This window comes from Chitinophaga ginsengisoli (genome assembly GCF_003014595.1).
GTDB lineage: Bacteria > Bacteroidota > Bacteroidia > Chitinophagales > Chitinophagaceae > Chitinophaga > Chitinophaga ginsengisoli.
This window is the reverse complement of sequence record NZ_PYGK01000015.1, coordinates 85,796-109,088: the sequence shown is the minus strand read 5'-3', so window position 1 is coordinate 109,088 and position 23,293 is coordinate 85,796. Positions and strand designations below refer to the sequence as shown.

The 23,293-nt window shown below is 47.6% G+C and carries 15 protein-coding genes; 2 read left to right on the top strand and 13 right to left on the bottom strand.

What is annotated here, in order from left to right; translation table 11 throughout:
• Nucleotides 1–3: 3 nt before the first annotated feature.
• The 3 genes from CLV42_RS26890 to CLV42_RS26880 all read right to left on the bottom strand — a co-directional run bounded on the left by CLV42_RS26890 (nucleotide 4) and on the right by CLV42_RS26880 (nucleotide 7,407).
• On the bottom strand, nucleotides 4–2,961 hold the full coding sequence (locus CLV42_RS26890) for a SusC/RagA family TonB-linked outer membrane protein (RefSeq protein WP_106605034.1): 2,958 nt from the start codon (nucleotides 2,959–2,961) through the stop codon (nucleotides 4–6).
• 321 nt (nucleotides 2,962–3,282) lie between these two features.
• Entirely contained in the window at nucleotides 3,283–5,208 is a 1,926-nt protein-coding gene (locus CLV42_RS26885; protein WP_106605033.1) for a 7TM diverse intracellular signaling domain-containing protein, read from the bottom strand.
• Nucleotides 5,209–7,407 carry a B12-binding domain-containing radical SAM protein gene (locus CLV42_RS26880; RefSeq protein ID WP_106605105.1) on the bottom strand — a complete coding sequence of 733 codons (2,199 nt, stop codon included), beginning with the start codon at nucleotides 7,405–7,407 and terminating at the stop codon, nucleotides 5,209–5,211.
• 352 nt (nucleotides 7,408–7,759) lie between these two features.
• Here CLV42_RS26880 and CLV42_RS26875 point away from each other — a divergent pair, with 352 nt between their 5' ends.
• Both CLV42_RS26875 and CLV42_RS26870 read left to right on the top strand, forming a co-directional pair.
• Complete coding sequence (locus CLV42_RS26875) at nucleotides 7,760–8,599, top strand: hypothetical protein (RefSeq protein ID WP_106605032.1); 840 nt, start codon at nucleotides 7,760–7,762, stop codon at nucleotides 8,597–8,599.
• Nucleotides 8,600–8,667: 68 nt separating this feature from the next.
• Nucleotides 8,668–9,132 carry a nuclear transport factor 2 family protein gene (locus CLV42_RS26870; protein ID WP_170117671.1) on the top strand — a complete coding sequence of 155 codons (465 nt, stop codon included), beginning with the start codon at nucleotides 8,668–8,670 and terminating at the stop codon, nucleotides 9,130–9,132.
• A 98-nt stretch (nucleotides 9,133–9,230) separates the two neighbouring features.
• Here CLV42_RS26870 and CLV42_RS26865 read toward each other — a convergent pair whose 3' ends face one another.
• From CLV42_RS26865 to CLV42_RS26820, 10 genes are all read right to left on the bottom strand, one after another.
• Complete coding sequence (locus CLV42_RS26865) at nucleotides 9,231–10,376, bottom strand: hypothetical protein (RefSeq protein ID WP_106605031.1); 1,146 nt, start codon at nucleotides 10,374–10,376, stop codon at nucleotides 9,231–9,233.
• 110 nt (nucleotides 10,377–10,486) lie between these two features.
• Nucleotides 10,487–12,970, bottom strand: a complete 2,484-nt coding sequence (locus CLV42_RS26860) for an Hsp70 family protein (protein WP_106605030.1) — start codon at nucleotides 12,968–12,970, stop codon at nucleotides 10,487–10,489.
• The gene (locus CLV42_RS26855) at nucleotides 12,970–13,338 is read right to left on the bottom strand and encodes a hypothetical protein (protein ID WP_106605029.1); all 369 of its coding nucleotides are present in this window, start codon (nucleotides 13,336–13,338) and stop codon (nucleotides 12,970–12,972) included. The genes CLV42_RS26860 and CLV42_RS26855 overlap by 1 nt, the downstream gene beginning before the upstream one ends.
• Before the next feature lie 29 nt (nucleotides 13,339–13,367).
• Nucleotides 13,368–14,645: a hypothetical protein gene (locus CLV42_RS26850; RefSeq protein WP_106605028.1), complete on the bottom strand. Its 1,278-nt coding sequence runs from the start codon at nucleotides 14,643–14,645 to the stop codon at nucleotides 13,368–13,370.
• Between the two features lie 109 nt (nucleotides 14,646–14,754).
• Nucleotides 14,755–15,288, bottom strand: a complete 534-nt coding sequence (locus CLV42_RS26845) for a hypothetical protein (RefSeq protein WP_106605027.1) — start codon at nucleotides 15,286–15,288, stop codon at nucleotides 14,755–14,757.
• Between the two features lie 87 nt (nucleotides 15,289–15,375).
• The gene (locus CLV42_RS26840) at nucleotides 15,376–16,794 is read right to left on the bottom strand and encodes an efflux transporter outer membrane subunit (RefSeq protein WP_106605026.1); all 1,419 of its coding nucleotides are present in this window, start codon (nucleotides 16,792–16,794) and stop codon (nucleotides 15,376–15,378) included.
• Nucleotides 16,791–19,985, bottom strand: a complete 3,195-nt coding sequence (locus CLV42_RS26835) for an efflux RND transporter permease subunit (protein ID WP_106605025.1) — start codon at nucleotides 19,983–19,985, stop codon at nucleotides 16,791–16,793. Before CLV42_RS26835 ends, CLV42_RS26840 begins: the two co-directional genes overlap by 4 nt.
• Before the next feature lie 44 nt (nucleotides 19,986–20,029).
• Nucleotides 20,030–21,172: an efflux RND transporter periplasmic adaptor subunit gene (locus CLV42_RS26830; RefSeq protein ID WP_106605024.1), complete on the bottom strand. Its 1,143-nt coding sequence runs from the start codon at nucleotides 21,170–21,172 to the stop codon at nucleotides 20,030–20,032.
• 300 nt (nucleotides 21,173–21,472) lie between these two features.
• Nucleotides 21,473–22,054, bottom strand: coding sequence for a TetR/AcrR family transcriptional regulator (locus CLV42_RS26825; protein ID WP_170117670.1), 582 nt, complete (start codon nucleotides 22,052–22,054; stop codon nucleotides 21,473–21,475).
• An 80-nt stretch (nucleotides 22,055–22,134) separates the two neighbouring features.
• Nucleotides 22,135–23,250: a hypothetical protein gene (locus CLV42_RS26820; protein WP_106605022.1), complete on the bottom strand. Its 1,116-nt coding sequence runs from the start codon at nucleotides 23,248–23,250 to the stop codon at nucleotides 22,135–22,137.
• Nucleotides 23,251–23,293: the final 43 nt, after the last annotated feature.

Genomic DNA, 23,293 nt, shown 5'->3' with positions numbered 1-23,293 from the left:
CGTTTAGAATGACAGGTTTAAACCAAGGATAAATGTTCTCGCCACAGGATATGTGCCATAGTCGATTCCCAGCGTTACACCATTAGCGGCATTGCTGGCAAAAGCATTCACTTCCGGATCAAAGCCCTTGTAGCTGGTGATCGTAAAGAGATTTTGTGCGGTGGCATATACCATCAGTCTGCTCAGGTGCAGTGTAGTCAATGCGCTCTGTGGCAGATTGTAGGATAAGGTGGCGCTCTTCATACGCAGGAAGGAGCCATTCTCTACGAAACGGGAAGAGGTACGGGAATTGGTCACATCTCCATTGGTCGCACGCGGAATGTCTGTTACCTGACCCGGTGTAGTCCAGCGGCGCAGTACTTCGGTAGACTGGTTCTTGCTGTCGTACATACCTTCTGTTTCCATGCGGGAAGCATTGAACACATCATTACCCTGTGAACCCTGCAACAGGAAGGAGAATGACCAGTTCTTATAGGTCAGGTTGTTGTTCATACCATACGTAAAGTCAGGCTGCGCATTACCGATTACTGTACGGTCAGTCGGTGTTACTTTACCATCACCGTTCACGTCTTTGTAGATGACGTTTCCTGTCTTCGGATCTACTCCCTCAGAAATATATCCGTAGAAAGTACCCAGCGGCAAGCCTTTTCTGAGTGTGATGATATTATCCCTGTTCTCTACAGGGGCAAAGTAGTATACGTCCGACAGCTCCAGTGCGGTGATACGGTTACGGTTAAAAGCGATGTTGAAGTCGGTCGTCCAGCGGAAGTCTTTCTTATCAACGTTCACAGAAGATACCAGGAACTCCAGCCCTTTGTTCTCCATTTTTCCGGAGTTGCGGGTGATATGATCATATCCGGACGCATCGGGGAGCTTCACGTTCAACAGCAGATCGTTTGTTTTCTTGATATAAGCATCCGCAGAAAAATTCAGTCTTGAGTCAAAGAGGCTCAGGTCAATACCAACGTTTGTCTGTGTGGTGGTTTCCCATTTCAGATCAGGATTGGGTGCACCATCCGGAGGCAGAATGGCAGGACCGGATAATGGGCTGGTCGGCGTCTGACGGGCATACGAGTTCAGGCCCAGAGACGCATATGGACTCAGCCCTTCCACGTTACCGTTCTGTCCCCAGCCGGCTCTCAGTTTCAGGTCACTGATCGCTTTCACATCTCTCATAAAAGGCTCTGCAGAGATACGCCAACCGGCAGATACAGATGGGAAGTAACCCCACTTGTGCTTCTTATCCAGTTTGGAGGAGCCATCCGCACGGAAGTTGGCTGTTAACAGATACCGGCTGTCATAGTTATACATAATACGGCCCAGGTAAGACATCAGGAACCATTGTGATTCTTTGGTATCGCCTGTTATCTGGTTAGCCGCGTTCAGCGTCTTTACAGTAGGATCAGCGGGGAAATCACGACCTGTCTGGTTAGTCTCGTCGTAGTTGTTCTTCTGCGTTGTTACACCACCCAATGCGGAGATCGAGTGTTTCTTCCAGGTCTTGTCATAGTTGATCGTGTTTTCCCACAGCCAGGTCAGTGTATTGTAACGCTGAGAGGAAGCATAACCATGATCATTACGGCCGGGAGTGGTCATAATATAATCCAGGTAGTAATCATACTTATGGTTCATGTAATCGACACCATAGTTACTCCTCACTTTCAGGTCTTTGGTGAGGTTGATGTCCAGGGCAGCATTACCCAACACACGATTGTCTTTAGTACCCTGCGTAGGGCCTTCAATAGCTGCCAGCGGATTATCCCAGCCTGATTTATACGGGTTCATAGTATAACGACGGTGACCATCTGCATCTGTTTCATAGATGCCTATTACCGGAGGTGCATTAAGCGCACCAAGGATGGCGGCATTACGACCCGCATTGTCATTATCCTTCAGGTCTGCCAGATCTACATTGGAATAGCTGATATTGGTCGTCAGCTTCATCCATGGTTTCAGCTGATTGTCCAGGTTGGCCCTGAAAACACGACGGTTATATTTAGCCGGTTTCACCATACCATCATCTTTGGTGTAAGCACCGGAAATAAAGTACTGTGATTTGTCACTACCACCAGAAGCGGATAACTGGTAGTTCTGGTTATGACCTGTCTGGAATACTTCATCCAGCCAGTTGGTCGTGGTGGTAGGCGTTGTTACAGCATATCCCATTTCTTTCATCAGGTCATTGTACTGGGTAGGATTTAGTACATCGATCTTCTTACCGATCTTGGATATCCCATAGTAGGTATTGAAGTTGATCACGGCATCACCGGCACGCCCTCTTTTGGTGGTAATCAGCACCACACCATTGGAAGCCCTTGCACCGTAGATAGCGGCGCTGGATGCATCTTTCAGTACGGTGATGGTGGCAATATCGTTTGTATTGATATCTCTGGTATCGGTGGTAGGTACTCCATCTATTACATACAGGGGCTCGTTACCCGCCTGTACGGAGGTAGCGCCACGCACCCTAACGGAAAAGGCAGCGCCAGGCTTACCGGAAGGCTGGGTCACCTGTACACCAGCCGCTTTACCCTGCAGGGCAGCGGCTGTTTGGGTAATAGGTCGCTCGCTGATATCTTTGGTATTGACACTCACTACTGCGGTGGTCACATCTTTCTTTTTCTGGGTACCATAACCAATCACCACTACTTCGTTCAGGTCTGTTTTGGTGTCTTCCAAAGTGATAGCGATCCGGGAACGACCATTCACCGGCACTTCCTGTGTATTATATCCTACATAGGAAAGCTCCAGGACGGCATCTGCCGCAGCCTGTATGGTGAAGTTACCGTCCGGCTGGCTCGCCGTACCTTTTGCAGTTCCTTTAATTTTGATGGAAACGCCGGGAAGTGAGTTACCCTGCTTGTCCTGGATGTGTCCCTTTACAGTGATGTCTTGCTGCGCCATGGCAAAACCCCACAATGCCAACAGCAATGCTGTCAGGAATGTTCCCCTTTTTTTCATAATGTGTCGGTACTTTGGTTTGTGGATAAGGATAATCTAAACGTGAATTTTCCTTTTCATAACGATGACCAGGCTTTCATTTGAACATGGTCAGGTTTCATATTGTAAAGATAGGAGGAGTTTCACAAACGACAATGGAAAATATTATCACAATTAACTGATTTATAGCTAATTATAAAGAAAATGATACGCTTTGATACCCTGGGGATTAACGGCCTGTAAGCCTTGATTATGAAGGGTTATACCTTGTTATAACGGATATATTGCATAAGTGCGTTGATACGCTTCTATACCTTTCAAAAAAATTCACTTTCTTTCATTTCATGTGTCTTCTCTTTCATCTAAAACCAGCAAACTCCATCCCTGACCGTTTGCCTGCTTCAGTTCTTTCTTCCTTTCCTCCATCATTTTGGTAATGCGGGTAGCATATGACCAACAGGTACTTTGCCTGATTTCCAGGATTTCTGACAGCTTATGAGAGGAGATCCTGCCCTTGGTAGAGTACACCAGGAAGGTCAGGTAAAAGGCTTTATTAATAGGGATGCGGATATTCTGGTAGATAGTATACGCGGTTGCCGATTCTTCATAACTGCATTTACTGCAACGGCGACTAAAGGGCTGATGACCAGGATAATAATGCTCGTTACCGCATTTCCGGCAACGGAAGGTCCCCGTCCATTTCAGGTCTGCCAGGAAGTGGAGGCAGCTCTCCTTATCGGGATAGATCTTGCTGAATTCTTCAAAATCAAGGGAAGTTGATAAGGCTCTCGCCCTTGTCACTTTCTCTACATTTGTCTGCAGCTGACGGTTGTCCTGTTCCAGCAGGGCGTTCATACGGGAGATCTCCGCGGCCTGCGCTTCCAGCAGGCTATTCGTCTTTATCAGCACCTCATTCTGGGCGGCAATGACATCCGCCTGTTCAGACAGCTGTTTCGTACGCGCCTGTACCTGGGCTTCCAGTTCCCGGTTCTGGCTGTCTTTCAGGCGGGCATTCTCCGTCATCTGCCGGATCATCTGGCGATGTGCCTTGTCCCTCTTCTTCTTGAGCAGCCGTACCTTATCGCCCACAGCGAATGACAAAAAGAACATCTCCAGGATAAAACAGAAACTCAGGCTGTAATAGCTAACGATGCCGAAGTTCAGCCAGGTATAACCCAGCATAATGAAGAACTTCAGCATGAAGCCGACAAACAGGAAGCTGTACCCCAACACGAAGAAACGGGCCGGCCGGTACCCCCTCAACCAGATATATAGCCCCGTATAGAAAGCTACCGCCAGTGGGATCAGCTCTACAAACTTGTAATTGAACCAGTAAGGATTGATCAGCAGGCAGGCCAGGAAATAACCGCAACGGGCCACAATCACCCCCATAATCAGTTTATTCAGCAAAGGTGCCCTTACATGCACCGCCAGCAGGCTACGGGTAAACAACAGGGCGAAAATGCTCATACTGAGCAAGGGCCAGGCAAAAGCGTACTGGTTCCAGTTGGGTGCATTGGGCCACAACCATTGATAGGCGATACCGTCTGTACACATCTCGTAGAGCACCACGCTGAGATTGTACAATACATAATACAGGTATTGCCGCTGTCGCATGGCAATGAACATGATCAGGTTGTAAAAACTGAAAATGAAGATCATGCCGTAAAAGATCCCGAATGTGAGGTATTCGCTCAGGGCATAAGACACAAAACGGTCAATGGAACGCAGCACAATGATCACATCGGCTGTCTGGGCTGAACTGATCCTGAAGTAGTAGACCGCTTCATCCTCCCGGTCATTATCCAGCGATAATTCAAAGTTCTTATGATGGAACCAGCGCTGTGCGAAGGGATACTTGTCCCCTATCTGCTGCTTCTTGTATACACCATTGGTATCGGGCAGGTAGGCGTCTATTTCATCTATAGTCTGGTCAAAGAATTCCAGCAGGTAAAACCTATGAGCGCTACGGTCATGTCTGACCTTTATCCGGAACCATACCGGTGCTCCCAGGTGCTGGTTCTGCGGTGTACTGACAGGGCTGGAACGGAACCGGGCAGCAATACTATCACTCCTGACCTGGTCAAAGGTCAGGGTACCCTTCAGATCCTCCAGGCACTCTATTTCGCCGTAGGTGAAAATATGTTCCCGTAAGGTGCTATCTATCTGTACCGCCTCCTGCGCATAGGTGGAGGCCCCTTTCAGCATGGCTGTTAAAAGCAGCAGAGACAGGATAGCGAGCCGCTTCCCCCTGTTAAAGTACTTCATTCACAATTTCAATAATCCGAATTTGTACAGTGAATTTACTGGTTTATTGTCCCAGAACAGCTCAAAATCTTCCAGCCCGGCGGCTGTATAGCTATCCATTACCTCCTTCAGGGTATAGGTCTTCTGGTTGCTGATAGACAGTTTCTCCAGCATATCCGCCAGCCAGATTCCCTCCTCCTTATTCACGCTGATATTCGCTTTTTCCTTCCTGTTCTGGAAAGTCAGGGACGTCACTTCCCAGGAGCTACCTTTCTTGGTTTTTGTAATGGTCTGTACGCCCGGCGTTTTACCCAGCCATACCACCTTGGCGGTGGGTTTGGGAGGCGCATACTGGTCTTCCAATAATGCCTTTTCTATATAGTCGGGTGCGATCTTCGTTTTCGGTATCTTGAACTCAAACCATTTCTGCAGCGGATCATCCAGGCAGATGCCATGCATATAATTCAGCAAAGACTTCTTCAATCCATAGGCGAAAAGTTCGTGCTCCGCTCCCGTTTCGTCGATATGTACAATGTCGTTATTAGCAAAAGCGCCTATCACTTCCGTCTCCTTCCGCACGCTGAACATCTCCGGATGCTGCCCTACGGGACTATGGGCCGTCATGGTGAACTGATGCCAGAAGGCCGACTGCAGGATGCCTGTTTTAAACATCTGGCGCACCATTTCCAGGGAATCTACTGTTTCCTGGGCTGTCTGGGTCGGGAAACCGTACATCAGGTAAGCATGGACCATAATGCCCGCCTCCGTGAAGTTACGGTTCACCTGCGCCACCTGGGCCACGGTGATCCCTTTCTGGATCAAGGCCAGCAGCCTGTCGGATGCTACTTCCAGTCCGCCGGAAACGGCAATACAACCGGAGGCTTTCAACAGGACACACAAGTCGCGGGTGAAGCTCTTCTCAAAGCGCACATTCGTCCACCAGCTGACGTTCAGCTTTCTCTTCAGGATTTCCAGTGCCAGCGCCCGCATCAGTGCAGGAGGCGCTGCTTCATCCACGAAGTGGAAACCATTCTGACCAGTCTGCGCGATGATCTCTTCCATACGGTCGCACAATAGCTGTGCAGCGATCGGCTCATACAGGCGGATATAGTCCAGAGAGATATCGCAGAAGGTACACTTGCCCCAATAGCAGCCATGGGCCATGGTCAGCTTATTCCAGCGTCCATCGCTCCACATGCGGTGCATGGGGTTCACCACCTCAATAGCGGAGATATAACTGTCCAGCAGGAAATCGCTGTAATCGGGCGTACCCACCTGGCTTTGTTTGTAGTCGCCACAGGCCTTGTCGTTCAGGTAGGTCACCTTATCGTCAATGATGGTAAAGGTGCGTTTCAGCTCATTCAGCTCCTTACGGCCTTCTACATGGGCGACCAGGTTCTCCAGCGGGGCTTCCCCGTCGTCCAGTGCAATGAAGTCATAAAATTCAAATACACGGGGATCAGACACAGAACGTAGCTCGGTATTGGCAAAACCGCCACCCATGGCAATCTTCACACCGGGATAATGGGCCTTGATCCATTGTCCGCAGCGGAGGGAGGCGTATAAATTACCCGGAAAAGGAACGGAAATAGCCACCAGCTTAGGCTGTATGGTCGCCATATGCTTTTCCAGTATCTCTATGAGCTTTTGATCTATGAAGGTATAGGGCGCCTGTAATGCGGCATACAGCTCATCGAAGCTGTTCGCAGAACGGCCCAGCTTCTCCGCATAGCGGCTGAACCCGAAGTGTTCATCCACACATTCCATGATCAGGTCAGACAGGTCTTCCAGATACATCGTAGCCAGGTGTTTCGCTTTGTCCTGGTTCCCCATGGAGCCAAAGGCCCAGTCCAGGTCTTCCAGCTGGGCAAAACGGCTGGCTTCAGGCAGGAAATCCCGTTTACAGATACGGTGGGCCAGTGTCGGATTCTTTCCCTGGAGGAAGAGGATCACATCGTCAATGGTCTCTATATAATCATCCTGCAGGGCGATAATGCGGGTGATGTTATCGGAATGTTCTGCCGGCTGACTATCGATCAGGTTAAACAATTCCTGCAGCCCCTGTTTACAGAACAGGGCCAGGGTTACCTCTATGCCAAGGTCGGCCTGGAAGGAGGTAATTGCTTTAGTATTTAAAAAGCCTTTCAGGTAAGCTGTGGCCGGGTAAGGCGTATTCAGCTGAGTGAAAGGCGGTGTAATCAGAAAAACAGAAGCACCCAAATCATTCAATTTGGATGCAAATTATTAATATTTGGCCGAAAGTCAGTTTTGGATGAGGAGATGATGTGTTTGAGATGGGTTTGACATGGGTTTAATATGCCTTTAATATGCCTCGTAGGTTGGACATGAAACGAGTTTCCGGGGCATGAACAATACGGAATCATTCGCGCCGATAGACTCCTTTAGGAGTCTTATTGTTTGTAGCCCGGGGTTTTCAACCCCGGGGCCGGGCCGGGGGCCAGGGCGGGGTCCAGGGCGGAGGCCGGGGCGGGACCAGGTCCGGGGCCGTCCCCGATAACATTTGTCATTTGGCATATAACATTTGAATATCTTTGCATGTGAAAATATACCTATGAAACAATTATTCCTATCTATGCTGCTGCTGGCAGCTACCCCTGCCGCGGCGCAATTAAGCGGTAATGTTGAATATAACCTCTGGAGAGTGCAACAAGGTGATACCATCACCATCTTTTCTGATAAGGCATACATCAGGCAATCTCCTTCCTCACAGGCGCCTATTGTAGATTCATTCACTACCGGCAGTTCCGTTATAGCAGCAAAATTGACTGAAACGGAACTTACACTGAGAGGCATGACTGCTCCGTGGTGGCAGGTACGTTATAAAGTGAACGGTAAACAAAAAGAAGGCTATCTCTGGCTGGGACTGGCCGCCCTCGGACAATACAAAAAGGACAGCGTCCAGTTGCTATATGGCATCGAAAAAGTAATCCCAGGTGCGGCTAAAGGAGATGATCCTAAATATGTTGTGGTGCTGAAGGGTATGAGTACTACTCATCACCTGCTCGATAAGAAAGAGTTGATCGTTACCGGCGGACAATTTGCCATATCAGCTGAAGGAAAACTGCTGGGCAGTATGGGCCTCGATAAGTTAACTGCCATCCTGCGTTTATGTTTCAGCGGTGAAGCCTGTGGCATACCTACTGACTACTACTATTATGGCTGGACAGGTAATAAATTCCTGCCGCTGCCTCAAAAGTCAAGCATGTTTGATGCAGGCGCTATCAGCCATGACGAAGTGTTGCTGTTTCCTAAAGAACCCGGCGGACAGGCAGGAAAGATCATCAAAGTAACTAAGGATGAAGAGTTTGGAGAAGATGGTGAGAAGGTGGTAAAGACAACGACGAACAGGGAAGTATTTGTCTGGGATGGGGCCAAAGCGGTGAAGAAATAAGGCAGGCGGACTATCGGCATTTGAGAATAGGTTAGGTTCCAGAGGTAATTCGTAAATTCAGGTAAAAAATGCGACTTCTTACCTGTCTGACCCTGTTTCTTGTTCTCCCACTATTCTTTGGGACCGCCAATGCCCAGACCACCACTACCGACTCTGTAAAAGCTGCCGTTAACAGCCTTTTTAGTGCCATGATGCATGCAGACAGCGTTGCCTTGATGACATGTTTCGCACCGGGTGCTACGCTGCAAACTGTTGTAAAAGACAAACAGGGTACCGTTAGCGTACGTACGGAAGCTATCAGTGGCTTTGCATCGAGTATTGGACAACTACCAAAGGATGCAGCCGATGAGCGTATCACTTTTGATGTTGTAAAAGTAGATGGAGATCTGGCGATTGCCTGGACGCCTTATAATTTCTATTTCCAGCAGCAGCTATTGCATTGTGGCGTTAATTCATTTCAGCTGGTGAGACTGGCTGAAGGTTGGAAGATACAGTACATCATTGACACCCGCCGCAAGAACGGCTGCCAATGATGTATGTTTCGCCAAATACAATCTTTACTTTAAGAGCGGACGTATTTGCCAGTAATTTAAAGTATGAACCAGTCACGGGCCCGTAGGATAAGATTTAGCTATTCAGCCCTTCCAAGCTGGTACCAGGGTATATTGAACGCTCCCTGATGATAATAGATGCCAACCTTGCCATCTATTTCGACTTCTCCATACAGTTTGCGACTCACTGATTCATTTTCACTCTCTGGTTGGTGAGCCCATGGCTGTAAGGTCAGATAATATGTTGTCCTTTTTCCCTTGCTTGTATATTTATCAATTACTTTGGCTTCATAGTATTCATGCCCCGCTTTATCCAGGATGGCGTTCGTCGTTACTACGAAGCCGTAACCATTACCCAAAAAGATCAGCACCATAATAGCCGCAGTTGCCAGATATGCTTTCCTTTTTTTGTTAAGGTACCGGCTACAGAACCATAACATCACAGTTAATGCCACTGCTATACCAATGGCAAGCGGCCATACCTTACTGTAATGCACCACATAAATGGATTGAGTCTGCAATATCTGTACAATCAGTACAAATAATGGTATCATAAACATAGTAGGTAATGGACTTTCCTTACTGCTATCCAACTGTACCAATCCTCTATGCCTGAGCAGCAGCAATAAAGACAGTGGCACACAACAGAATAATGCCAGACAGTACCAGTCGAAGTAGAGAAAGCAAAGTACACAAAGTATAACTGTGACACCGGTAAGCGTATATGTTTCTGTTTTCGCCTGTTTTAACAACTTTTGAGCATCCTGGCCGCCCGCATGCCGTATAGCATCATCAACCACCTGCTGCGCTTCTTCCAGGTTAAGATCAGGGTAACGTAAGGACAGTTGATATGCCAGGCGTTCTATTCCGTTGAGCTGATTGGAGGCCGATATTCTTTTGCCCTTTCCTTCATAAGGAATAATGCGCAAGTAGTTCCTCTCTACCTTGTATCCTTTCACATCGTTCAGCAGGATTTCCCTGTTAACAAGCCTGGACACCTTCCTGATACTGTAATTATCAAAAATCACCTTTTCATTCATCTGCAACAACCCACACACAATGAAAAATATAGCCACCAATGACACTGGCAACAAAAAGACAACGCCCTTTTCAAAGGGTGGCTCTATGATACAAAATACAGCCAGGAAAGCAAATACGACGAAAAGAATCCCCAACAGAATATAACCGGTAATCTTCCAGCCGCGGGATAATTCAAAAATTTCCATAAGTAAGGATAATGATATCTATTTATTATTAGGTTCCTCCCAGCTTGCATTACTGCAAAATCGCAGGATCTACCTTGGTTGTTTCCACACTGCAATGTATATACTTTCCCTTAAAAACCCACTTTCCTGATCACATCCTGCGCCGCTTCCTTCGGTGCTCCGGCTATCAGTTCATGGTTCAACTGCGTCAGTTTAGCCCAGTCATTTGTCTGGATAGCTAAACGGCCATTCACTTCTATTTCTTTGAGTGCGGCATCATCACTGACGCCCCTTCGTGTGGATATTAGTTGTTTGAAGGTATTCACCAGGAATTCCGGATCCCGCCATAACATAGCCAGCAACAGCGCACGCAGTGCTTCCGACTTTTCTATTGTCCTCGTGGGACTGGGCGAAGCCATGAACAGCTCTTCATCTTTGATGATATCGTAGAAATGCTGCCGGTCCTGTTCCTTTCCGATAGTCGTCAAGCGCTCCTGACAGGCTGTTTTGATCTTGAAATAAAAAGCTCTTACCTCGTTTAAGCGCTTTTCTTTGGTAGCCAGATCCATTGCCTGGGCCAGCTTACGTTTCCTGTCTTCCAGCTGATAGCGTTTGTCGGTCACATCATCATCTGCTAATATCCGGGCTTCCTCTTTGATGTTGTCCATGTCCTTCTTCAGGCCTGCCAGCTGTTTACTGACTGCATAATCTTCCAGCCTGTTCGCTTCAAATATCTCATTCTCTACTTTACCCGCAAGTATGCCGATGTCTATTTTCAGTACATCCACTGGTGTATGTCGTTCCTGGGGCGTGAAGGTCTGTTTAAACTCCTGATCAGCCATTTGCAGATAGGCCGTAACAGTCAGATCCCTGGATTCTGAAATGTTAAAGGTCAGCTCAATATCAGAACCTTTCAGCACTTCCCGTTGCAATTTATCACCGGCTATCTCCAGATAGCCAAGGCTCTTATTAGCCTCAGGGAGGGCATAATGCGGCCCTTCCAGCACATTGATCCTGATCCGCTCTCCGTTGGTGGCTGAGATGGTTTTATTCAGCACACGCGTCATACCTTTCCGGGAAGGCAACACATTGTTCTTCTGAAATACCGGCAGTAGCTTCGTTTCACCCGGGTGATTATCATCGTCTATTTCCAGGCAGATATCTTCCGGAATAGGTTGCCCGCTGATGCCATAGCCACTGTCGATACCGATAATACCTGTACCAGTATCAATTATTTTATTCTCCTGGTCATAGACCGTGAGCCTGAAAAAGTTATAGACGTTCTGCACCAATGGCAGGTACTCACTGATACGTTCAGATAATTTTTTGACGCCGGTATCAAAACCACCATCCTCACGGGTGATCCTATACGAAAGATTGGAAGTATCTCCGGTCACCTTCGCCAGGAAGAGTTCCTCTTTCTCGCGGGACATCTTAGGATAAGTCACTTTAATTGCCACCGGACTGTTTACTGCGGCTGCTTCTGCACCTGCGAGCTCGTTCAGTTTACCGGAGGCATAGTAGGCCGCACCAGCAGCCACCGCGGTAATAGGATCTATTTCGCAATTCACAGCTATCTCTAACACGTCTTCTACCCTTTGACGTACATAAGGAATGAAAGTAGAGCCGCCTACCATCAGCACAAACTGAATGTCTTTTGCAGTAAGCCGGTTCCGGGTGATGATCTGCTGCACCATACGGACTGTCTCATCTACATAGCGGCTGATCAGCTCATTGAAAGCGGCACGGGTGAGGGTATATTCAAAATCGACCGGTGTATTGTTCTCGTCTGTCAGTCCCTCAATAACAATCACAGCGCTGGTTTTGGAAGACAATACGATCTTTGCCTCTTCTGCCTGTTGCAGCAACACAAAGTATTTCCCATTATATTTTCCCTTTGCGCTTTTCATTTCCTGTTCCAGTTCCCGGAACTGATAGCGCTCCGTAATAGCAGGGATCAGTAATTTTTCTACAATAAGATTGTCAAAGTCGGTGCCTCCCAGGAAGTTATCACCTTCATGGTCCATCACTTTCATCTCTCCTTCCCTTACACGTATCAACGCCACATCAAATGTACCACCACCCAGGTCATAGACCAGCCACTGACCATCCGGAAGGTCGGTATCCTTTTTCATATTCGCATAGGCCAGGCTGGCGGCTATAGGTTCCTGCAGCAACAGTACCTGCCTGAAGCCGGCCAGGGATGCCGCTTCTTTGGTGGCATTGGCCTGTATGGTATCAAAAGACGCGGGTATGGTGATCACACCCGCTTCGGGATATTCCCACTGGGGCAGGAACGTGCGTAGTTCTTTCAGGATAATGGCGGATAGTTCAACAGGCGTCTTCGTACTTCCGATGCTTTTGATATCGTAACGTTCGGAGGTGCCCATCTTCCTTTTGAAGCGGCCTATCACACTTTGCGGATCTTTCTCCAGCCACTCTTTTGCTTTCTTGCCGGCAATGATCCTGTCGTCGTGAAAAGCTACCACAGATGGTAGGGTATAACTACCCGGATCGGCAGGGTTATGGAATAGCTGCACTTTGCCATCGGTGAATTTAGCAATGGCGGAATTGGTCGTTCCAAGGTCTACACCGAAATTGATCATTTGCTCCATTACTGGTTGTTTTTAGCTTTTACTACGACTACTGCCTTTTGTACTATGAAACTGGCCCCTCCGCCCTGCAGGCGGATGATGGGTTTTATCACCTCCGTGATCTGCAGATGCTCTGTGCCATCGCCGGCTATGCTGGCCTCACAGTCTGTACGGGTGATGTTATAATCTTCGCCGATAGGGTTATGATACACAAATCCGGTTGTATCGTTGCCTTGCAAGCCCAGTCCCTGTTCCATGATCTCTTTCAGCTTATTCACGTTTCGCTGAATAGAATTGGGTTCCTGGAGAACGGATAATTTCTTTTCTATCTCGAACACCTGGTTCAGGATATCCAGGTAGGCCTTTGTTACTTTTATAGGGTCGGTCATTTGTTGACATTATTAATGTGAAGCCTTCTTCAGGAGCAGGCCTTGAACAGAAAAATAGCAATGATAACAGCAAATGCGATATACAGCAGGTTTTTGGATGTCGCCGCATTACTGCCATCAGGATCGTGTGTGCTGGCGGCTGGCGACCTGTCTTCACTGAAGATCTGAAACTTTGCCTGTGACAGGAGTTCCAGTGTTTCTGCTTCCAGTCCCTGGATACGTTCTCCCATCTCTATATAACTCATCGCGGCATTCTTATTCCGGTGATGCTTCCAGATGTTCCCTCCTAACGCACTTAGCTTAATGGCCAGGCGATATTTGATAGCCTTATACTTGTCGTCCAATGCGCTGATAGCTGCTATATCAATGTTCTTATCAATCCATATTTTTATGCCGCCCACATTAGTCTGCGGATTGGCTGCTGCCTCCACGATCTGAGATAATAACCTGATCAATTCCAGGTATTGGTTTACTATCGGATCTTCACCTTTCTCCGCCTTTTGTTCCTGCTCTATATTCAACAGTACCTCATAATCTTTCAGGATAGTTTCTTTCGTTACCCCATCGATCTTCAGCAATAGTATATCCTGGTGCAGCTGTTTGGCTACCTGCAGATTAGCCCTTGTGTTATTGATCTCTACCGAGAGATTACGTAAGGCTACCGCCATCTTGTTACGTATCTCCTGAAAATAAGGAGGTAGCATATTCCACCGCTCTTTATCATTCAATATGGCTACCCTGGTCATTATGGCGTTTATATCTATCGCCCGCGTTGTATCCTTTACTTCATCTGTAAGCGCCAGCACATCTTCCACCTGCCTGACAAGGGCGTTCCGCAGGGTCCTGCAGGATGTTTCTGTATCATCAGGTGTTATGATAGGGTCGATGGCAGTCAGTTGGCTGAATGCGCCATCATTCCGCTGCCAGGCTTTCCACAACATATTGTCGTAGGCAGTAGCGAAATAAGGGCTGATAAAGCGCACAAAATCAGGTAGTTTATAAATGCTCTCATGTCGGAAAGCAGTAAAGAAGCTATCATCTCCGTTCAGGAGGAATTTGCTCAGGGGGGCGTGGTTGGCGATGAAATGATAAAATTCCAGCTTATCGCGCTGTTCCAGTTCATCGATCACGCGCTCGCAGTCGGCCCGGGTCAGTTGTTGGCCATGATAATTGAAAAAGCCATCGTCAGAGAGGTCTATTTCTGCCAGGACAGCCTTTTTTGCCCTTTTGATAAGCGAGTCGTCAATGGTGGTCAGGTCGGTAGCAGCCAGGTTAAGAATGTCAACTGGATTAATAAATTGCGTCATAGTGTATTGTCCGGTAAAGGGATTCGGGGAATATATAAAACATAAAAATATTAATATATTTCATACTCAACCGAAATAATTTCTGCCGGCGGGGTTAACATACTGATCCTCAATCAGCCTTCAGCATTCTCATTACCTCCCAGAGATGTTCACAGCTATCCAGGTCTTTTACAGGGGAAAGACCCAGTATCTCTTTCCGGATCTGGTTAAGGGCGCTCAGGCCGGGCAGAGAACCGCCCAGAACGACCAGGCAGGCAAGGGCAGTTTTTAGCACAGTGGCCTTTACGCGCATACTTTGCGGGGAATACCGGGCAGGATGAAGATGGACATATCTGCCGGGTTCTGTACCAGGTAACAATACCCAGCGGGAAGTATCTGAAAGGGTGATCTCGACGTATCCGCCATTGTTCTTCAGCCATGTCAGATAGGCCCCTGATTCGTATATGCCGAGGTCCAGTATCCTGTCAGCCACTTCCTCAAAAAGGAGCGGTATGTCCAGGATGCCGTAATAAATATCCATTTGTGAATTGCCCAGTACTTTCAGTCTTTCCGGAAGCGTATCCAATGTAATACTTTCCAGTTCCCTGTGGATGTATCCACGGTGGTGTTTCAGTGCATTAAACAGGATATTGGAGACATTCATCGATAACAGATAATCGGACAATATATAAACGAGAAAACGCCACAAAAATATGTGACGTTCTCCCGAATATACAAACAAAATGTACATTTATCGCCAACCGCCCCCGAGGGAACGGTAAAGATCTACAACTGCATACAGCTGATCTCTTTTCAGATTGCTGATCTCCAGTTCACTTTGTAATACGTTACTTTGCGCTACGATCACTTCCAGGTAGGTAGCCCTGCCGCTTTCAAACAGCTGATTGGCATTGTGTACCGCCTGTTGTAATGTCTGCACTTTATTGGAAGCAATATCATATTGCGACTTCAGTTTCTCTATTTTCACCAGTGCATCTGACACCTCTCCTACTGCATCCAGCACATTCTGTCTGAAGCGGATCACGGTCTGCTCTCTTTCGATCTTCGCTACTTCAAACTGTGTTTTCAGCTCTTTACGTGCAAACAAAGGCTGTGTGATACCCCCTGTTGCCAGTCCGAAGAGAGATGACGGGATCTGGAACCACTCACTGAACTTCACCGCATTGATACCTCCCTGGGCAGTAATGGTCAGGGAAGGATACATCCTGGCTTTAGTGACACCCACTTTGGCATTGGCCATTGTCAGGGCCAGCTCACTGCTTCTTACGTCAGGCCTGCGGCTCAGCATATCTGAAGGGATACCGGTTGACAGTTTTTCCGTTACCGGATAATCATTCAGTTTGGTATGTCTTTCTATAGCTGCAGGCAATTCGCCTGACAGGATACGCAGGGCGTTTTCCTGTACCGCCATATTCTGTTCTATCTGCGGGATCAGCTGAGCGGCTGTCAGCTGTTGTGCTTCTGCCTGTTGTACCGCCACCAGTGTTACCTGGCCGGCGTCATACTGCAAGCGGATGATACGCAGGGTGCTGTCGTTCAGTTTCAGATTGCGCTGCGCTACTTCCATTTGTTCGTCCAGCATCAGCAGGTTATAGAACGCTTTTGATACGGTAGCGACGATGTCTGTCTGCAACAGCTTCTTTGATTCTTCCGTTTGCAGATAGGCAGTAGCAGCCATCTTCTTCTGGTTACGGATCTTACCCCAGATGTCGGCCTCCCATGAAAACTGCAGGTTAGCGTTATAATCTTCCAGGTGCTGTGTGCCCAGGAAGTTACTCAGACTGATACCGTTCAAGCTATTGTCGGATGGACGGGTAGTTCCTGCAGTCACGTTCAGTGTTGCTGAAGGTAAGTTGAGCAGTTTGGCCTGTCTTAACTGCAGTTTTGCAGTTTCGATGTTCAACAGGGCCACCTGCATATCATAATTCTTACGGATGGCGTTATCTATCAGGCTTTTCAGGGTAGCGTCTGTAAAGAAGTTCTCCCAGGGGAGACTTGCTATACTGGCTGTATCTGCGGTCTGCACACTGTTCCTGAACGCAGCAGGCAATTCCGGCTGCGGAGGCGGTGTATCTTTGGACACTTTACATGCTTCCAAAAATCCGATCGTCAATAATCCTATTAAAAAATACTTATTTATTGCTCTCATACTAATTCCGGTTTAGCGGCTTGCGCCTTTTCATTGTTAACAACGGCAGGTGATTTACCAGTGATCTTCTCCTGGAGGAACTGGAATATCACAAACAGCACAGGAATCACGAATAATCCCAGCACTACTCCACTCACCATACCTCCTGCTGCACCAATACTGATAGAGTGGTTACCGATAGCAGAAGGACCGTTGTCGCTCATCATTGGTATCAGACCTACCACGAATGCCAATGACGTCATAAGGATCGGACGTAACCTCAGTCTTGCGGCTTCAATGGCTGCAAACACAAGGTTCTTACCTGCGCGTCGTCTCTGGCTCGCATATTCCACGATCAGGATGGCATTCTTGGCCAACAACCCGATCAGCATTACCAGGGCTACCTGTACATAGATATTGTTAGAGATATCAGTGTAACGGATAGACAGGAACACACCGAGGATACCGGTAGGAATAGACAGGATCACCGCCAGTGGCAGGATATAACTTTCATATTGCGCTGCCAGCAGGAAGTATACGAACAACAGACAGAGTGAGAAGATCACCACTGATTGTCCGCTGGAAGAGATCTCTTCCCTTGTCATACCGGAGAACTCATAAGAATAACCGGTTGGCAGGTAACTGGATGCTACTTCTTCTACTGCCTTGATCGCATCACCAGAGCTGAAGCCTGGTTTGGAGATCACGTTCAGACTAATAGAGTTGAACAGGTTATAGCGGGAAGTGTTTTCAGGACCGAATACACGTTTTAAGTTCACCAGTGATTTCACGGGCACCATTTCATTCAGCCTGTTCTTCACGAAGATACCGTCCATAGATGTTGGCGCAGCACGTTCATCTTTTTCTGCCTGTAGCATTACCCTGTAGTATTTACCAAAACGGTTGAAATCAGCCGCCTGTGTACTACCAAAGTAAGCGCCCATGGTGGTCAGGATATCTTTTACATTCACGCTCAGCTGCTCTGCTTTTTCTGCGTCCACTTCAATTTCATACTGTGGATAATCCGCTCTGAAAGTGGTGAATGCAAATGCTATTTCCGGGCGTTTCATCAGTTCACCGATGAAGCCATAAGCCACACCCGCAAATTTATCCAGTTTGCCGCTGGTCTTGTCCTGCAGCACCATATCCAATGCATCTACGTTACTGAAACCAGGCACGGTAGGGAATGTGAAGACGAAGAAACTTGCATCCTGGATGGTAGCGAGTTTGCCTCTTACCTGGTCCATGATGGCATTGATATCTTTCACCGGGCCTCTTTCTTTAGCATCTTTCAAGAGAATGAAAGCCACACCTGCGTTAGGACTGGAAGCGGAAGTCAGGATGTTGAAACCAGACAATCCCATCAGCGTTCTCTTAGCCGGCAGATCACCCAGTACTTTTTCCACCTGTTTGATCACAGCAGTCGTTCTATCGAGGGAAGCACCAGGCTGCATGGACATAGAGATGGCGATGAAACCCTGGTCTTCAGAAGGAATGAAGCCGGTAGGTGTTTTTCTTACCAGGTAAACGGTAGAAACGATCACTACTACAAGTCCTACAATGCTCACCCATTTGTGACGGATCAGGAAGCGGAGACTGTCAACGTATTTGCGTGTCAGACGGTCAAAGCCGGTATTAAAGCCTGCAAAGAATTTCTCTTTGAAAGTGAGCTTATGGCTTTGGCCATTATCATGCGGACCATGGCTATGGTTACCTTCTTTCAGGAAGAGGGCCGCCAGCGCCGGACTTAATGTCAAGGCGTTCACGGCAGAGATCACGATCGCGATCGCCAGTGTGAAGGCGAACTGACGGTAGAACACACCGGTAGAACCTTCCATGAAACCTACGGGCAGGAATACGGCGGACATTACCAGTGTAATGGATACGATCGCACCACTGATCTCGCTCATCGCAGAAACAGTTGCTTCTCTAGGTCCCATATTCTTCTTCTCCATTTTCGAGTGCACCGCTTCGACGACGACGATGGCGTCATCCACCACGATACCGATGGCCAGTACCAACGCGAAGAGTGTGAGCAGGTTGATAGAGAAGCCCAGCAGGGAGATGAAGAAGAAGGTACCGATGATGGCCACAGGCACGGCAATGGCCGGGATCAGTGTAGAGCGGAAGTCCTGCAGGAAGATGAATACCACAATGAATACCAGGATAAATGCTTCAACGAGCGTGTGTTCCACCTGTTCGATAGACAGGTCCAATGTATCTTTGGTATTATAGAGGATCAGGTGTTTTACGCCTTTCGGGAAATCTTTTGATAACTTATCCATCAGTTTCATGATGGCGATCTGAATCTCGTTGGAGTTGGAACCTGCCAGCTGGAAAGCGGCGATATTGATACCAGGCTTTCCGTTTACACGGGTATAGTTACCATAAGTGTACGCGCCAAATTCCACCCTTGCCACGTCTCTCAGGCGCAGCATAGAACCGTCGCCGTTAGACCTGATAACAATGTTCTCATAGTCTTCGGGTTTGGTGAGCTTACCTTTATATTTAATTACATATTCGAAAGACTCGGTGCTGCTTTCACCGAATTTACCGGGAGCAGCTTCAAGGCTTTTATCCTGTATAGCAGCCGTTACATCTCTCGGAGTAAGGTTGTAAGCAGCCATCTGTTTCGGATTCAGCCAGATCCTCATGGAGTAGTCTTTGTTACCACCGAAGATGATGGACTGTCCTACACCGGGAATCCTCTTTATTTCCGGGATGATATTGATCTGAGCGTAGTTGGCCAGGAATGTCTGGTCATATACTTTAGGATCTTCGGAGTACATGTCAACCACCATCAGCAAGCTATTCTGCTGTTTAGCGGTGGTCACACCTGCCTGTACCACTTCAGCCGGCAGCTGTGCGGTAGCCTGCGCTACCCTGTTCTGTACGTTTACAGCCGCCTGATCGGGGTCTGTACCGAGTTTAAAGAATACGCTGATCACCAGGGAACCATCGTTACTGGCGGTAGAGGTCATGTAGATCATGTTCTCTACCCCGTTGATGGATTCTTCCAGTGAAGGCGCCACCGAACGCAGGATCGTTTCTGCGTTGGCGCCCGGATATAAGGCAGTTACCTGCACTGCCGGAGGGGCAATGTCGGGGAACTTCTGCAGGGGCAGCTTCGCGAGACCGAGCACCCCGAGTATAACCATTATGATAGAGATCACCGTTGCGAGAACGGGTCTTTCAATGAATTTCTTAAGCATGTGCGTTTTTTTTAGGAGAAAGACAAGCAGATAAAAGGATCAGATTATCCCTGTACTGCTGGTTTTGCCTTTTCCGGTTTGATTTCTGTGCCTTCTTTCAGTCGGTCTACTCCTGTTGTTACAATTCTGTCACCAGCTTTCACACCGTCTTTTACGAGGTACTGATTACCACTGGTGCCTACAATGGTGATCGCCTGACGGGTGATCTTGTTATCCTTGCCAACGGTGTATACAAACACCCTGTCCTGTACTTCGATAGTAGCTGCCTGTGGTACGAGGATAGCCTCTTTGAACTGACGCTCCAGCCTTACCTTACCGGTGTTACCTGTACGGATAATGCCTTTTTCGTTAGGGAATACTGCTCTTAAAGTAATAGCGCCAGTATTCTTTTCAAACTGTCCGTCGATCATATCTACTTTACCTTGTTTTTCATAGATATGATTGTCTGCCAGTACCAGTGTTGCAGGAGGCAGGTTCTTCAGCTTTTCTTCCAGCGTAGAACCGGCATAGTTATCTTTAAAAGTGAAGAAATCGCTTTCACTCAGAGAGAAGTATGCATAGATTTCGTGTACATCTGATAGTTTGGTCAGTGGCTCAGGATCATTCAGAGAGATCAGTGCACCAGCTTTTTTAGGAATCCTGCCGATATATCCGCTTACGGGAGCAGTGATATTCGTGTAACCGAGACTGATGGATGCAGAGGCAACCAGTGCTTTCGCCTGTTCTACATTGGCAGTGGCCACTTCGTAGGCAGTTTTCGCAGTACGCAGCTGTATATCAGATACAACTTTGTTAGCTACCAGCGGCGTTACTTTATCTACTTCCAGCTGTGCATTGAGTACGGCTGCTTCGGCTGCGTGCAGGGAAGCTTTTGCATTGTTCAGCTGCTCACGGTAACGGTGCTCGTCTATTTTGAATAGTGGCTGACCGGCTTTTACGTAAGCGCCTTCATCTACATATACTTTTTCCAGGTAGCCGTCTACCTGAGAACGGATCTCTACGTTAACCTTACCTTCTAATGATGCTGTGTAGTCGTTCTGCGTGTTGGCGTCTGCGGCACCAAGCGTCACAACTTCCGCCGGCACAGCGGTAGGGGCTTCATTATGGGCAGACGAAGACTTACAGCTATATAATCCTGAAAGGACTATTCCTACAAGCAAGCTCCAAATTAATAGGTCTTTTTTCATGTTCTATTGATTGTGTGTAATTGACAAAGAGATTCCCTGTTCGCATAATAGTATGCAAACCAGTGATGAACAGTAAATGCAATGCAAGGCCGTAATCCATGCCCAACGGGCACTGATCACAGTTGTTGTTGTTGAAGGTAAAGCGAGCGATTAGGTGATATGATCTAAATCATCACCTGAACGAAATTAACTAGCGAAAGGTTGGCATTCCCACTTATATTGTATTAACCTACGCATCGTTAGCTGGTATTTCTGAAATGAGCGTTCCAAAATTACACAAAAAAAATCTTCAAATACAAATCAATTTCTCAAATGTTTTTTTGTATATGTCGCCATTTCTTCTATTAAAGAAGCATCTTTGAACTGGATATATGATTGTTTCCAGCCACAGAAGCCATTAAAGATGATATGAGCAAGAACCGCGGGATTCTTATCTTCAGCGATTTCTCCCTGTTCTTTTGCCCTGCGTAATAAATCGGTAAAAAGACCGATTGTTCTGTCACTGGCCTGTTTAATAATACGGCGCACTTCTTCATCGTCGCCAGCCAGTTCAAAGGAGGACTTTATTCCCATGCAGCACTTACAGTCATAGACTGTACCCTCTACATATACATCAATAATCTTCTCCAGCATTTCCAGGGGTGATAGGTCCTTCAGTTTTAATACCGATTCAAAATCCTGGGCTGCGAGGTATCCATAAGTTCTCAGGCATTCCAGGAAGAGGTTATGTTTGTCGCCAAAAGAGTTATACAAACTACTCCTGTTGATCTGCATAGCGTCCACCAGGTCCTGCATAGAAGTGGCATTGTAGCCCTTCTGCCAGAACACATCCAGTGCCTTCGCTATCTTTTCTTCAGGAATAAAATCTTTATCTCTAGCCATAACGGGAACAAAGTTACATTCTGAAACGATCATTCCAAAATAAATTTTCTTTATACCCCGTTATGGCCAGCTCTATACTGTTATAATCTGATGGAAAAACCCAGGTTAATGGTGTAGTCAGCGAAGGCGGCATCCCCGTTCACCTTGTTGGTAGGGGTGCTTCTTTCCTTGTCAGTCACACTCTGCAGCCTGTCGCGGCGCAGGGCGATGGGTACGCCCAGGTAAATACTGCTCTTTTTCATGGTATAGGAGATCGTCGGTTCCAGGGAGAGAACATACCCCGGCCTGCGGAAATCACCACTCCCTCCTACCAGGTCGTGCACCGGAATACCTTCTATTCTTGCCCCCAGCGAAGCTGAAATGTTGTGGGCCATATAATTGATCCCTCCCCTGGCCATATACTGGTCAGGCACACTGGAAATAGCCTCATTGGCAAGGGCGGGCGACAGCGTTTCCCTATAAGTACGGGTGCCGTTCTGCTCTCTTGGATTGATCAGATAATAAAAATTACCATATACACCGAAGTGACGGGAGAAGTACTGGTAGGCATTCAATTCAACGGTCAATCCGGTACCACCATCTCCCAGCTGTATAGACTGGTCTACAGTGCGGAGTTCCTTGGTACCATTAGGCCCTACATTATACCAATAGTCTTTATAGTCGTAGTCGCCGGTAGCAAACTTAATACCCAATCCCACCTGGATATTCCCCAACTTATGCTTTTCCGGATCCAGGAGCCAGCGATAAACAGCGACCCTGATATCTCCCAGGCCATAGGAATGCATACTGTGGCGCTGGTTGTAGTTGTTGACACCGTTTACCAGGCCGTGTTCATACAGGGAAGACCTGGCATTCATGAGCAGCGGTACATCTACCATGATGCTCCAGTGTTTGTCCAACAAACGGGTCAGGCTGAAGTCAAGGGCGGTCTGGTGATTGATCACCTCTGTGCCATTCAGTACCCTGTCCTTTTGCTCTTCGGCCCCTTTGAAGTGTTTATAAGACTTAAAATACCTTGCCCCGGTGTTGAAGATCCATTTGTCGCTGCTCTTGCCGGGTGCTTCCTCTTCCGGATGAGATAACATACAGGAAGGTGCTCCCGTGCTGCGTATAGCAACACATCCCTGGGCTTTTGACTGATAGGAAATACATGCAAAGACCGCTGACAAAAAGGCGGTTGGTAAAACTCTGTTCATACTGTTACTGTTCTATTGTGATAAGAGAAGACGTGATTTCAAT

Bases quoted from the DNA above. Each gene is read 5' to 3' on its own strand.
- CLV42_RS26830 (WP_106605024.1), bottom strand. From the start codon at position 21,172: ATGAAAAAAGACCTATTAATTTGGAGCTTGCTTGTAGGAATAGTCCTT.
- CLV42_RS26820 (WP_106605022.1), bottom strand. From the start codon at position 23,250: ATGAACAGAGTTTTACCAACCGCCTTTTTGTCAGCGGTCTTTGCATGT.
- CLV42_RS26870 (WP_170117671.1), top strand. From the start codon at position 8,668: ATGCGACTTCTTACCTGTCTGACCCTGTTTCTTGTTCTCCCACTATTC.
- CLV42_RS26885 (WP_106605033.1), bottom strand. From the start codon at position 5,208: ATGAAGTACTTTAACAGGGGGAAGCGGCTCGCTATCCTGTCTCTGCTG.
- CLV42_RS26875 (WP_106605032.1), top strand. From the start codon at position 7,760: ATGAAACAATTATTCCTATCTATGCTGCTGCTGGCAGCTACCCCTGCC.
- CLV42_RS26845 (WP_106605027.1), bottom strand. From the start codon at position 15,288: ATGAATGTCTCCAATATCCTGTTTAATGCACTGAAACACCACCGTGGA.
- CLV42_RS26825 (WP_170117670.1), bottom strand. From the start codon at position 22,054: ATGGCTAGAGATAAAGATTTTATTCCTGAAGAAAAGATAGCGAAGGCA.
- CLV42_RS26855 (WP_106605029.1), bottom strand. From the start codon at position 13,338: ATGACCGACCCTATAAAAGTAACAAAGGCCTACCTGGATATCCTGAAC.
- CLV42_RS26850 (WP_106605028.1), bottom strand. From the start codon at position 14,645: ATGACGCAATTTATTAATCCAGTTGACATTCTTAACCTGGCTGCTACC.
- CLV42_RS26840 (WP_106605026.1), bottom strand. From the start codon at position 16,794: ATGAGAGCAATAAATAAGTATTTTTTAATAGGATTATTGACGATCGGA.
- CLV42_RS26865 (WP_106605031.1), bottom strand. From the start codon at position 10,376: ATGGAAATTTTTGAATTATCCCGCGGCTGGAAGATTACCGGTTATATT.
- CLV42_RS26890 (WP_106605034.1), bottom strand. From the start codon at position 2,961: ATGAAAAAAAGGGGAACATTCCTGACAGCATTGCTGTTGGCATTGTGG.
- CLV42_RS26835 (WP_106605025.1), bottom strand. From the start codon at position 19,985: ATGCTTAAGAAATTCATTGAAAGACCCGTTCTCGCAACGGTGATCTCT.
- CLV42_RS26860 (WP_106605030.1), bottom strand. From the start codon at position 12,970: ATGGAGCAAATGATCAATTTCGGTGTAGACCTTGGAACGACCAATTCC.